14 protein-coding genes are annotated in these 12,309 nt (G+C 32.2%); 5 read left to right on the top strand and 9 right to left on the bottom strand.

Annotated features, from left to right (window positions below):
- Positions 1-75 precede the first annotated feature (75 nt).
- On the bottom strand, positions 76-669 hold the full coding sequence (locus DET63_RS16745) for a TasA family protein (protein WP_113937253.1): 594 nt from the start codon (positions 667-669) through the stop codon (positions 76-78).
- 1,013 nt (positions 670-1,682) lie between these two features.
- Between DET63_RS16745 and DET63_RS16750 the strand changes: the two genes are divergently transcribed.
- Together DET63_RS16750 and DET63_RS16755 are read left to right on the top strand one after the other, a co-directional pair.
- Positions 1,683-2,447 (top strand): DeoR/GlpR family DNA-binding transcription regulator, encoded by a 765-nt coding sequence (locus tag DET63_RS16750; RefSeq protein ID WP_113937254.1) that lies wholly within the window; start codon positions 1,683-1,685, stop codon positions 2,445-2,447.
- An 18-nt stretch (positions 2,448-2,465) separates the two neighbouring features.
- Positions 2,466-3,086 carry an HAD family hydrolase gene (locus DET63_RS16755; RefSeq protein WP_113937255.1) on the top strand — a complete coding sequence of 207 codons (621 nt, stop codon included), beginning with the start codon at positions 2,466-2,468 and terminating at the stop codon, positions 3,084-3,086.
- A 455-nt stretch (positions 3,087-3,541) separates the two neighbouring features.
- Here DET63_RS16755 and xerS read toward each other — a convergent pair whose 3' ends face one another.
- Both xerS and DET63_RS16765 read right to left on the bottom strand, forming a co-directional pair.
- On the bottom strand, positions 3,542-4,615 hold the full coding sequence (gene xerS, locus DET63_RS16760; protein ID WP_113937256.1) for a tyrosine recombinase XerS: 1,074 nt from the start codon (positions 4,613-4,615) through the stop codon (positions 3,542-3,544).
- Positions 4,616-5,756: 1,141 nt separating this feature from the next.
- Positions 5,757-6,056: a hypothetical protein gene (locus tag DET63_RS16765; protein ID WP_258550633.1), complete on the bottom strand. Its 300-nt coding sequence runs from the start codon at positions 6,054-6,056 to the stop codon at positions 5,757-5,759.
- 325 nt (positions 6,057-6,381) lie between these two features.
- Between DET63_RS16765 and DET63_RS16770 the strand changes: the two genes are divergently transcribed.
- Entirely contained in the window at positions 6,382-7,725 is a 1,344-nt protein-coding gene (locus tag DET63_RS16770; protein WP_235661815.1) for an alpha/beta hydrolase, read from the top strand.
- A 592-nt stretch (positions 7,726-8,317) separates the two neighbouring features.
- Positions 8,318-8,539 (top strand): hypothetical protein, encoded by a 222-nt coding sequence (locus tag DET63_RS30650; RefSeq protein ID WP_078178978.1) that lies wholly within the window; start codon positions 8,318-8,320, stop codon positions 8,537-8,539.
- Positions 8,540-9,045: 506 nt separating this feature from the next.
- Here DET63_RS30650 and DET63_RS16785 read toward each other — a convergent pair.
- Both DET63_RS16785 and DET63_RS16790 read right to left on the bottom strand, forming a co-directional pair.
- Positions 9,046-9,270 carry a hemolysin XhlA family protein gene (locus DET63_RS16785; protein WP_016093737.1) on the bottom strand — a complete coding sequence of 75 codons (225 nt, stop codon included), beginning with the start codon at positions 9,268-9,270 and terminating at the stop codon, positions 9,046-9,048.
- Between the two features lie 134 nt (positions 9,271-9,404).
- Positions 9,405-9,593, bottom strand: a complete 189-nt coding sequence (locus DET63_RS16790; RefSeq protein WP_235661812.1) for a glutathione S-transferase family protein — start codon at positions 9,591-9,593, stop codon at positions 9,405-9,407.
- 199 nt (positions 9,594-9,792) lie between these two features.
- Here DET63_RS16790 and DET63_RS16795 point away from each other — a divergent pair, with 199 nt between their 5' ends.
- The gene (locus DET63_RS16795; RefSeq protein ID WP_048560205.1) at positions 9,793-10,068 is read left to right on the top strand and encodes a hypothetical protein; all 276 of its coding nucleotides are present in this window, start codon (positions 9,793-9,795) and stop codon (positions 10,066-10,068) included.
- 67 nt (positions 10,069-10,135) lie between these two features.
- On the opposite strand, the gene DET63_RS16800 is transcribed toward DET63_RS16795, so the two are convergent.
- The 4 genes from DET63_RS16800 to DET63_RS16815 all read right to left on the bottom strand — a co-directional run bounded on the left by DET63_RS16800 (position 10,136) and on the right by DET63_RS16815 (position 12,252).
- Positions 10,136-10,369, bottom strand: coding sequence for a YuzF family protein (locus DET63_RS16800; RefSeq protein WP_113937257.1), 234 nt, complete (start codon positions 10,367-10,369; stop codon positions 10,136-10,138).
- A gap of 194 nt (positions 10,370-10,563) precedes the next feature.
- Positions 10,564-10,797 (bottom strand): hypothetical protein, encoded by a 234-nt coding sequence (locus DET63_RS16805; RefSeq protein ID WP_103945655.1) that lies wholly within the window; start codon positions 10,795-10,797, stop codon positions 10,564-10,566.
- Between the two features lie 272 nt (positions 10,798-11,069).
- On the bottom strand, positions 11,070-11,234 hold the full coding sequence (locus DET63_RS16810; protein WP_070169564.1) for a BC1881 family protein: 165 nt from the start codon (positions 11,232-11,234) through the stop codon (positions 11,070-11,072).
- Between the two features lie 556 nt (positions 11,235-11,790).
- Entirely contained in the window at positions 11,791-12,252 is a 462-nt protein-coding gene (locus tag DET63_RS16815) for a CarD family transcriptional regulator (RefSeq protein ID WP_002130368.1), read from the bottom strand.
- Positions 12,253-12,309 lie beyond the last annotated feature (57 nt).

Consider the following 12,309-nt stretch of genomic DNA (forward strand, 5'->3'; position numbering starts at 1 on the left):
ATACTAATATCAATGACTTTTGGTATGGATGTGTAGTAAGCAGTTTTACTTTTTACCAACAATATGTTCGTAAAATTATTTTTCTTGTCCCTCTGTTTGATTGGCTTGGAACTCCATTTTTAGTGCAATACTATCCCCCTGGAACACATTTTGATCCATTCCGTTGTCTTCAAATATAAACTTCATCCAAAACCAATCCATTTTCCCAGACTTTAATCCCCCTGTTTCAGCCCACTTAGGATGAAATACTTTTTTGGAGGCAATTTCTGGACTTTGTGATTTTAGTTCTGCAAGAGTTGTTTCGTGTACAGGGCTTTTTGCTGGATCCCAATCCCAAAGAAATTGTACTTTAATATATTTGCCGAAATCCTCTGTATTATTATTTTGTTTTAAATCGTTTACGGTATAATCAATTTTCATCATGATATCTTTAATATCTAATGTACCACTATTTGTTAAATTGAATTTCTTTAATATTTTGTCCCCGGGTTTCAAATTTCCTAAGTTAAGTGAAGTAGTTGGTTGCATAGCTAAATCTAATGTACCTGCAGCAAATGTATTATTTGTTACAGCTTGATCGCTAAAATATGCATATGTTCCCCCACCAATTAAAGATAAGCCAAGAGCGGCTGAAACCACTCCAATACCTAATTTCTTTTTCAATGACATTTTTTTGTTCCTCCCATATCATTTTTATAATTTTTCTCCCTAATTAACTGAAAAGCTCCCCTTAATACAGGTATAACACTAATTGTAAAAAATTTATATTAAAATCAAAAAAATACTTATTGAGAAAATTATGTCATCGTTTAGCTTTTTGATAGTTACGAAATGTCCCAAGATTGGTATCGTATATATTGTTTAAATACGTTATCAAAACTTCTGTCAAAAACAAATTAGTATTAACTAACCTTTATGATTAGAATTTTTATCTCTTTAGGCTTATTTCATTGTATCAAAAGGTACGCCTTTTGATGTAGTTATATTTCTTTAAAAATCAATGTGTCGAAAGGTTCGAGATAACATTTTGAAGGACTTCAAAAATACATAGACCTTTTGAATCATATATGAATTGTTGGGAAAAGTTTTCCTTTAAGATAATGTAATTCCCGTAATCCATTTGAATCATTATATTTACATGAGTGCATTAACAAGAATGATGGTATAAGTCATTAGGTAAGAATGGGAGCATCTTACACAAGATTAAATGGGGTTAGTTCTGTAAATCTATAAAATTTAGGTTTAGAGTTTCATGTCCCAACCAATAATCTAAAAGTGAAAGTTTAAACTTTCTTGTTCAAATAGTTTGGAGTTTCATGTCCTTGTACAGATGGGGGAAGGGGGTTACTCCCATCATCCACCTAAGTGTTCGTTAAATTCTCATTTAACGTAAACAACAATTGTAGGAATCTAAAATTATCATTTATTTAATCTGTGATTTGAACCATAACTTTGCCGTTTAGGCAAGGTTATGGTTCTTTTTCTTAGAGGAAAATTTATGCTTCCAACGATAAAATTTTAAATCATTCATAAAATCGCTTAAAATTATAAAGGCATTAAAAATGAAATTCCACCAAATTCACTTAAAACAACTTAATTTTATAGTATTTTCGTATCAAATCACTTAAACTAACTTGAAAATAAACTTATTTTAACTTAATATATCTTTATGGAGGTTACTTATGAATCAAGAAGAACGATTGATACGAGTCTTTAATTATTTAGAAACACATAAAACCATGAATATAAAACAAATGTGTGAAATGTTTCATATCTCACGAGATACTGCAAGAAGAGATATAGTAAAACTTTCAAAAAATAAAGCAATAGTTAGAACTTATGGTGGAGTGGCTTTAGCTACTTTTCATAAGAAAATTGATACGTACCAAAAGCGGTCACAGACTGAATTAGAAACAAAAAAATTGATTGGAATGAAGGCTGCAAATATAATTGCAAACAATGACATGATTTATTTAGATGTTTCAACAACAGTCAACTTTGTAGCGCAACATTTGCAATCGAAGAACGTAACTATTGTGACGAATTCAATTGATACTGCTTATATGTTAGCTCAATCTGAAGATACGACTATTCACCTTTTGGGAGGAACTTTAAATAAGGTTTCTCGACATACTACAGGGACTTCTACCACTGAAAAACTCAAAGATTATCACTTTGACAAGGTGTTTATTGGAACCGCTGGTATTACAGAAGACGGGATATACTATGGTTTTGAAGAAGATATTTATTTCAAGCGTGAATTAATAAAACATGCTGATCAAGTAATTTTAGTGGCAGATCACACTAAATGGAATCAGCGTCGAAATTATAAGGGTTTAATGATTGAATCTATAGACACTTTCATTACAAATCAAGTTATGTCTGATGATTTATATAACACTTTAAAAGAAAACGGTGTTGAAGTAGTAATTGCGAGTGATGATTAAAAATAGGGAGGATTTATTTTGATTACATCTCTTGTTTTTGACGTAGACGGTACAATTTTAGACACAGAAAAAGCAATACTAAAATCCTTACAAAAAGTTTTAAAGGAAGAACTAAAGAAAGATTATGCGTTAGAGGATTTAAGATTCGCATTAGGGATTCCTGGAAAAGAAACTTTAAAAAAATTAAATGTACAAAATATAGACGTTGTTCATCCGAAATGGGCCAAATCTGTACTAGATTTTTCTCATGAAGTCTCCGTATTTGAAGAATTAGAAAGCATTATTAAAGAGTTATCCCCTAGTAAATTAAAGCTTGGTATTGTTACATCAAAAACTAAGCAAGAATTAATAGATGAGTTCGAGCCGTTTGGTCTAAGCGGTCATTTCGAACATACAATTTGTGCGTGTGATACGGATAAACACAAACCACACCCTGAACCACTATTAGTTTGTTTGAAACAATTAGATGTTCCTAATAATGAGGCCGTATATATCGGAGACTCTATATACGATATGCAATGTGCAGAAAGTGCTGGTGTGAAATTCGCACTCGCTTTATGGGGCTCAAAGACAAAAGAAGGTTTTGAAAAAGCTGATTATATATTAAATACCCCAAAAGATATTTTAGCTTTAATTTAATTAAGCTCATTTCTAATAAAGACATTAAATTACTCATTAAAAAGTCGATTTCTTAATGTACAGGAAATCGACTTTTTATTAATAGTTTTTTTAACATCAAAATACCTTAATTCTTGTTAACTTTATGCTTCTTATTACAATTTAAGGAAAGTTTATGGGTTAATAATTAATTTACGGCAAAGTTATGATTCCATTTTCTTTGGAAAATTAGATAAATCTCTTCTAAAATAAGCAATTTCCGGCAAGTTTATGCTTCCAATTGCGGTATACTTATGAGTAAAGTGACATAATCTAACAAGAGAGAGCTTTTATATACCAATTAGATTAGAATTTAAACTATGTATTTTTTATATAATAAAATTAAAGATGAAATGAATAATACATAACATTTAAAACTACTACCTCTAGCAGGGAAAATAATAAAAGTTCAGCAATTTTGCATTGCTGAACTTTTATTATTTATTTTTTCCTATTCTGCCTAAGCTATCTTTAATAGTTGTTTCTCCAAGCTGTGTGTATAATAAGGCCGTATCTTGGCTGGTATGCCCAAGTTGCTGCATCACTTGTAATGAGTCTTTTTCCTCCATATATAATTTATTTGCCAGTGTATGTCTTAATTTATGAGGAGACATCTTTTTACCATAAGCCTTAGTATATTTTTCTACTATATCTTGGATAGCCCTAACCGAAAGAGGCTGTGCAGTATGTTTATACTTCGATAGAAACACATTTTTTAATTCCTTCCCTGGAGCATATTTCTTATCTCTAATTTCCATATACTTTTCAAGATCATTCAATGCAATTGGGGTAATCCATACGGAATCTTCTTTGTTTCCTTTTCGGATTACATCAATTAATCTTTCTTTTAAGTTTATATCTTCCATACGAAGATCGGCCAATTCACTTACACGAATACCACTACCAAGAAAGAGGGAAAGAATAGCTACATCACGATCTTTATCTCTTAGGAAATAGAACAACTGATGTTTTGTTAAAGACTTTTCATGCTCGTACTTAATATAATTCAAAAACTCTTGATCATCATTATTATGAAATATTTTAGATCTCATACGTTTTGCACGGGCATTTAATGTTTCCTTATCTTTATGTATTTCAATTTTAGCCATTACATTTCTATAAAAATAACATTCTCCATCATCATTCTCTGATAGGGAGGTAAGGTACTTAAATAAAGACTTTAAGGCTGAAATTTTTCTGTTAACAGAGGAATTCTGCATATTTTGTTGTAGTTTTAAAAACCTCATAAAGTTCTCAACATCTTTTTTCTTTAAATTCTCCAAATCAGAGAAGGATATGTCTTTAATGGGCTTAAATTCAATAATTTGTTCAGATAATAGCCAATTAAAGAAAACTCTAAAATCATATACATAATTCAGTAGGGTGGAGGGAGAGGCATCATGCAATTCTTTGTACTCCACAAATTCTTCTATGTAAAAGGGCATTTCATTTAAATTCTCGTATAATTTCTTACGATGTACTGATTTTTGACGTTGCTTGCTGTAATCCATAAAAATCACCTCATATATACTATAACAGAAAAAACACACGAACACAAGTTCGCATTAAATTCAATTTTTACACGAACTTATTTACATAATTAAATTATGTAATACTAAAATTCACTCGAAATTGAATGGGAAAGTGTAATTATTCTAATAAAAGTTATAGATAACCAAGTGATAAATTCATATTTGGCGATAAAAATTATATATGTATATAAAATAAAACGATTTTCAAATATAAGTTCTAACAAAATGAATACATGAACACAGTTTGAAAATCATTATAAAATGTGAATTGGTTAATTTAATCAAGGTTAATCAGGAGTTAGTTAGATCAACACAAGAAAAGCTCTTATAAATTAAAATGTAATTCACTATAAAAATTGTTTATGAGTAATTCAGCATTTGATTATTCTTATATAAAATATCAATTATATGGCGTATACCAATATACTAAAATTCATGCACTTGGGCTTGAAATCCCTAGATACTGTATTTGATTTTTATATAATCGTATTATTCTGCGTAAAATTGGTATTTCGCGCGAAGTTGTTGAAGTATGTTTTTTCTCCCTTCTTTCCATTCTTTTATGTTCATCCAACAGAATTCATTATTCACTTTTCATCAGTAAGTAATATTTTTTATTCCAGCTCTGTCCGCTTTTACATATCTTTGTTTATTGTACGTTTACTAATAGAGTGTAAACAACATAAAAACTCAAAATTAGATAAATTTAAGACAAAACAGCTCAGTTAAGCCCTTAGGGCTAAATCGGCTGTATTATACTCGAAACTGAGGTGTTTATAATATCGAAAGAGATGGTTTCTTTTATTGCTTTTTACTTCAAAAATGTTCTTTGTTACTCTTGTTTTATGTAAAAGTTGAGCCCAATTTAATTATAATACAGAATTGAAAACATAGCTTTGAAATTCTTTTAACTGTCTCAATAAGATAAGAATTCTTTTCATTTTGAGACAGACTTCGCTTTAATTTCCACAACTTCTGATAAGATATGTTATGTAAACTGATTATAAGTAATTGATTGTGGATACCTTTATATCAGCGGGTTTCCAGCAACCTACCTTTCCCTACTATTACACGATTACAATAAAAACTCACACCACATGACTCGTATGTATCAACATAACTAACCATAGTTCCCACCAAATGATATCGTCGCTTTAACGATTTTGTTCTTGTATTGCTTCTTATTTTCCCCTGGTACTGGCCTCATCGTTTGCTCAATCAATTCTGGGTGCTGTATTTTACCCGTATACTCTTCTTTTTTTACAGGCACGGATATGGTTTCATAATTATCCTGTTCATTATTATTTCCCTTTGTTTCGCTTCCTATCTTCTGGTCAAACTCCTTATCCTCGTATGTTATTTGAGTATAAACGTGACCTTTGCTGCTACACCCTGTTACCAATCCTAAAGCGATACACATTGTAGAAATCATCCACAAAAATTTCTACATCTTATTCCTCCATCTCTTATTGCTTTTCTTCCCCTACATCATAACGAGGTTGTAATAGTTGTCTGAAAAACTATTGATTTCTATGGTATATCGCGGGTTCGTGTATCTATACGTTGCTATAATCCCCTACTATTTCAAACGTGCTTTTTATGATATTTATGCAGGATTCCCCCTTACATGTACCGAAACTCCAAGAGGGAACCATTCCACTAATTACCACCCCAATTTCTTACTATCGCATTTTGGAGGTTAAAACATGACAAAAAAACGGAACATATAAAAATCAGCACTTTCCATTACCCTTCTCTTATCTTTAGGGGTTTCATCTTTTCCAATTACATCGCCTATTCACGCGGATACACGCGCGGAACAATCTGTAGAAAAGAAACAAATCACTTTAACCGATCGTACAACATTATTTTTTGAATATCTCCAGCATGGTAAATATGCAGAAGCCCTGCAATTAACATCCGCTGCTTTTCAATCGAAGTTTACGGCACAAAAATTGCAAGATTGGTGGACACAAAGTAGTGGTGGTGGGATTAAAAACATAGGAACAGCAGAAGTAAAAGAACGTAACTTGGTTCATCAGACAGTTGAGATTCCAATAGAGTTCGAAGGAACTACGATTCCAGTTTTGCTTAAATTCACACCAGGCGGGAAAGTAGATGAAGTTGGGCAAAGGACACCTAAAAAAACATATGCCATACCGCATCCTATCTATGATCGACCTGCCTCCTATCAAGAACGAGAAATCGTAATTGGAAATTCTACATACCCTTTACCAGCCACGTTAACGATTCCGAAACATAAGCCTGGTGAAAAGGTGCCCGTTGTTGTTCTTGTTCATGGTTCTGGTATGAATGATCGTGATAGTACAAACATGGGGACAAAATTGTTTAGAGACCTTGCAGCGGGCCTTTCATCTAACGGAATTGCAGTCTTACGCTATGAAAAACGTTCCTTAGAACACACATTAAAGATGAGTGAAGAACCTATTACCTTAGACCGAGATACAACAGAAGATGCCATATACGCAGCAAAATCAGCAGCGCAGCAGGAAGGCGTTGACCCAAGTAACATTTTCATTCTCGGACATAGCCAAGGAGGTGGCGCGATGCCGCGTATACTGAGCAAAGCACCTTCTTCACTTGTTCGAGGCAGTATATTACTTGCACCACCCGCACGACCTATAACTGATGTGCTCATTGATCAGTATCAATACCTCGGGGCACCAAAGGAAGTAATCAATGAACTAAAAAGACAATTCGCCTATTACCAGGATCCTACTTTTGATCCAGACCACCCACCAGCCGGTTACAATTATCCATCCCCGCATTTCATGTATGATGTTGCTCGCTGGCGTCCTGTTGAGGAAGCAAAAACACTTAAAGAATCATTATTGATTCTGCAAGGAGCACGCGATTATCAAGTAACAGTAAAAGATGAATTTACAAGATGGCAAGAAGGACTCTCAAACCGCGGGAATATTCAGTTCAAAACATATCCGAAATTGAACCATGCCTTTACAGAAGGAGATGGTGATTTAAGTCTTCCTAGTGAGTATGAAATCCCTGCAAATGTTCCCGAGTACGTCATTCAGGACATTATTAACTGGGTCAATGAGACAAAAAAATAAGTAAACCTCCAAAAAATCTTCATGCAATCATCATTGCGTGAAGGGGTTGTTACTAAAGCGGAGGATCATGAGAGAAATAAAAAAATATATACATAATAGTAATTAAAGTAGTGAAGAGTCCTGAACATCCAGGACTCTTTCTTATTTTATAATGGGGTAGCACCCATTGCTATCCAGTTATAACTGCATTACAAAATTTTCAGGAGTGTTTTTTATTACTTTTTTAAGTGGATTCTGGATGCTTTGAAATCAAGTTACCTTTTCCGGACTTATCGTTCCAAAACCTATATACTAATTCAGATTCTCCAAAATGCTCAATGGCCCGTTTAAAGGATTCTAGTTTAGAGAATACTCATATTTTAACAACGTTAAGATGTTTTTTAATTTTGATAAGTGTATATGAGACATTCAAAAGCCTTATAATGTGTCAAACAACCATATTATCAAAAGAGTATACCTGTATTGATAATACTTGATATGACTAGGTTTATCTCACTATCGTTATAAATCTGCATAATCCTGATGTGACCGCGTTTAGTTTTTAGACATATTATATAAATGTCAATTTAATTATTAACTGAGGTGAATTATTATGATAAATCCTTACTGTATTAAAAACAGGGCAATTGGCTCAGTCTATACAACCCATGGAGCTCAATCAACAATGCATGCAGTATATCATGCAATGCAGCATATGCCATACTATCAACATCCCGCTATACCTTATTATGAAACCATACAATATCATCCCTCTATAGGATATACACCTCAAAGTATATATCCTACTATTTTCACAACAATTCCACTTTATTAACCATCCTCTTGTTTTTAATTATTTTTAAACTGTACAGAAAAACTCCTCCCTCACTTTTTAAGGGGGGGGGTAGATGTTGACAAAAGAGGATCTGGACATGTCCCATTTTATTTTTTCTACTGTTTCATTAATTGGAATTGCCACAAAATTATCTAAACCTCTGTTCATTACTTCAACTTCAGTTTGGTTTGAATAAAATAAATACATTTATCTATTAAAGCCCTTACCCCTGAACTCTTCAATTGTAGTTACCCTCTCTATTCGCGCCTGTTTTCCAATTACTCCGTTTTGTAATCTAATTAAGACCATTGTAAGAATCAGAATCATAACTGATTAAGAGGTTTTGTTAAATGCCCAACATGATATTTCTCATCAAAGCTGATAACACTGAGAACTTGTTGAACATCGCTTCTTACTTCCTATCATTCTTCCACTTTGTCCACCTCATTTCAAAATAAAAAGAGAGACGCTTGTCCCTCTATAGCAAATACTTTTATACAAACAACCTAAATACCACCTTTTATTATTAACCCTAGAACTGCCATAACTATTGCGCTAATAACAATTCGTAAAATCCATGTGGTATTCAGACTGATTTTTTCTAATTGCTTATTGATTGTAGAAATATCTTTTTCATTTATAGTTGTACGAGTTTCCAAGTTACGAATATCTCGCATGATTTCTTTTTGCTCTGCTTTTAGGCTGTCGATTTTTGCATATACATCTTCCATACATTCACATCCTGTTCTAAAAAAATAATACAACAATCTTTATATATTATGAGACAACCCTATTCAGTGTGAATTTGTAAAAGATATTTCTTTACCTAAGCCGTAATTAATACAAAATAAAAAAGACCGACATATTAAATTGCTCCTCTTTGGTTTATTCGTTTTCGATTGACCGACTTTTGTGCCACTAATTGTTCCTCAAGTAGTTTAAGTCTTGCTCCAATTTCTGCTTTTACCCTTTCTAATTCTTCTCTTGTAGTCGCAAAATATATCGCTTTTATTGATTTTTTCATTTGATGATTAATTGCTTGCAACTCTCCCACCCATACCAAACCTTAGCTTGAGAGGTATGGGGTCACCATATCAAAAAAAGAAAATTGTACGTTTAGACACAAAAATGACATATTTAGATTAGTTTGTATATTTAAGGAGATGTGCGAGACAGGTGTAAATTTAGGGGGATCCAATATTTTTCATTCAAATATGATAGAATGGAAATATATCCAAAACGGGGGAAAACAAATGAACTCAAACACGAAACAGTTTATTTATGATATCCAGCAAAGAAAGAACAATTATATAGAAAATGTATTAATAGCAATACAACACCCTAAAAAAGAGCAATCTGAACAGGTCATTCAAAATATAGTAGAGAAGATGGATATGATGATTAGTCTAGTTACTACGTACATGAGGATTGAAACGGGATCTACGGAAGAATTAAAAGAACTGCAGAAAGAAATTATTCATGCTCAAGCATATATCCAAAAACGAAAATTTGAAGAAACACAGAGATAAAACCCTGTGTTTTTATTTGGTCGTCTATGAAACCAATTTGTTATAAATCAAATTAGATGTAATTTGATCATTGTTTTGGCATAATCCATACAATTTGTTGAATGCGTACAATATATGGTACTGTATCTTCAATAAGCAAATGATCTGGTTTCACATCCTTTAACTCTCCCCTTACATTGCCTCTTACAGTTTCAATAACCACATGTTTACCAATTATCGATTGTAATGTCTGATATACGTAGGGATTAGGTACACTTACCATATTTTGTTCACTCAAGTCATTTCCCTCTAAATAACTCATTCTATAAGACTCCTTTCTAACTTACATTCTTTCTCTTAATATATGATGTAAATCTTTTAAATATGCTAGAAGGATAATTCATTATAGGAACGAAACTAACATTTTAATAAGGTTCCTTTTGCTAGTTAATAGGTGATGATATAAGAACAACCTGAATGTACATTCAGGTTGTTCTTTTCAAAATATGTGTTATTTTAAATATGCCCTTTATTAGCATACTGCTCATACTTTTTTTGAGATTCTTTCGTAATACGTGCGTTAAGTAAAATCGCTACCAACAAAAACACTCCATATTCCCCCCCTGTAGCTCCTATGATAATTACACTACTACAAACAAGTACAATTAATAGGAGCAACGAAACTAAAGAAATCCGTTCATAGTTCTTTGACATCTTCTCGTATTTTATGCGTTGTTTCCTTGCATACATCTAAATTCCTCCTTAAAATTATCAATTTTCCTATAAAATAAATCTCGCCCTTAAAAAGAAAACAATCTATCGGTTCAAATAATTAGTTTTTTTAAGCAACTAATTTATATAACATAAAAAGAAATCCTACCAATATTAAGCTTACCACTATGATAATCCCGACCCTCTCCTTCCTTTTAACCCCAATACATTAGATGAAAGTTATGTATATCCCATATTAGCTGCAGCAAACAAAAAGGATCATCCCTTTTCGTAAAGGATCATCCTTTTCTTCATTCAACAATTTTTAGGTATTCTTGATTAATTAAAATAACAGCCGGTCCATCTACAACAATTCCACCAACTTCAATTTTTTCATAAGACTCAATCTTAATAGAAGTAATCCCTTTCCGCTTCTTTAACTCGTTACTTAATTCTTGCGTTGGCATGCGTTTCATATCTTCACTCCTTCTTATTGTTTCATTTCATCTTATTATGTTAAATAAATTGTAAAAATGGGTTCTAGTTCTAGAAATCCCATCAATTTGTATCGTTGACCATATATTTAGATGTTACCAACTCGCGTATCTCTTTTATGAAAAGAAGATAAACAATTACTATTCACTGTCTCAGTAAATGTAGAAAATTCTTAAAGATAGAGATGAGATTGATTATTTTTTCTTCTAGAAATAATGACTTAGATATATATACCTAAAACAATGAAAGCCCTACCTCTCTTTCATCCTTACGGCTCCTTGTCCGTGCCAGTGTGAATCAGGATTGCAAAAATCAAGTGACTATTTGATCGAGTTATTTGATGAAACTTCGAACGTTCGTAAAAGAAATGTAAAAATAAAAATGGATTAGATTGAAGTAATAACAAAAGAGGTTCCTACTCTAAAAGTGAGTTGAAGAAGTTGAATGTCTTTGAAATGATTTACTTTTAATAATAATCATATTCCCGAAAAATTCAGGATATTTTCGGGGGATGTAATACATTATCTATAATGAACCTTAACAGAAACTTTTTAATTGATTTTCAGTGATCCCTTTAATTAAACCCAGTTCACTAATCAAAAATTCATGTGCGTTATCCAACATTTTTTTTTCGCTTGTATTCAGTGCCTTTTCTTTCTTCATACGCATTAAATCACGTACAACTTCAGCACCTTCTTGTATTTCACCCGTTTTTATTTTGTCCGTGTTCACTTTATACCTTTGTTTCCACGGCAATAATTTATCTGATTCTCCATGCTGAAAAATGTGTATAATGTGTTTTAATGCAAGTATATCAGTAACTGGGCGTATACTCGAACTTAATATTTTACCCATAGGAATCATGACTTGCATATTACTGATTGACATTTTTATAACAAAATACTGTTGTTTTTTCCCTGAGAATTCTTTTTCTTCTATGGCTTCAATTATACCTGCTCCGTGCATTGGATAAACAATGTTATCGCCAATTTGAAACATATAATCCACCTCCATATATGGTAACCTTCTTAACCTTAACATATATGTGTTTTTTTA

The organism is Bacillus sp. DB-2, from assembly GCF_003315125.1.
GTDB lineage: Bacteria > Bacillota > Bacilli > Bacillales > Bacillaceae_G > Bacillus_A > Bacillus_A mycoides.

Coding starts and splice junctions, on each gene's coding strand:
- DET63_RS16800 (WP_113937257.1), bottom strand. CDS start 10,369: ATGAGTTATTTAGAGGGAAATGACTTGAGTGAACAAAATATGGTAAGT.
- DET63_RS16815 (WP_002130368.1), bottom strand. CDS start 12,252: ATGTTTCAAATTGGCGATAACATTGTTTATCCAATGCACGGAGCAGGT.
- DET63_RS16785 (WP_016093737.1), bottom strand. CDS start 9,270: ATGGAAGATGTATATGCAAAAATCGACAGCCTAAAAGCAGAGCAAAAA.
- DET63_RS16810 (WP_070169564.1), bottom strand. CDS start 11,234: ATGAAACGCATGCCAACGCAAGAATTAAGTAACGAGTTAAAGAAGCGG.
- DET63_RS16750 (WP_113937254.1), top strand. CDS start 1,683: ATGAATCAAGAAGAACGATTGATACGAGTCTTTAATTATTTAGAAACA.
- DET63_RS16795 (WP_048560205.1), top strand. CDS start 9,793: ATGAACTCAAACACGAAACAGTTTATTTATGATATCCAGCAAAGAAAG.
- DET63_RS16765 (WP_258550633.1), bottom strand. CDS start 6,056: ATGTGTATCGCTTTAGGATTGGTAACAGGGTGTAGCAGCAAAGGTCAC.
- DET63_RS30650 (WP_078178978.1), top strand. CDS start 8,318: ATGATAAATCCTTACTGTATTAAAAACAGGGCAATTGGCTCAGTCTAT.
- DET63_RS16805 (WP_103945655.1), bottom strand. CDS start 10,797: ATGTATGCAAGGAAACAACGCATAAAATACGAGAAGATGTCAAAGAAC.
- xerS (WP_113937256.1), bottom strand. CDS start 4,615: ATGGATTACAGCAAGCAACGTCAAAAATCAGTACATCGTAAGAAATTA.
- DET63_RS16745 (WP_113937253.1), bottom strand. CDS start 669: ATGTCATTGAAAAAGAAATTAGGTATTGGAGTGGTTTCAGCCGCTCTT.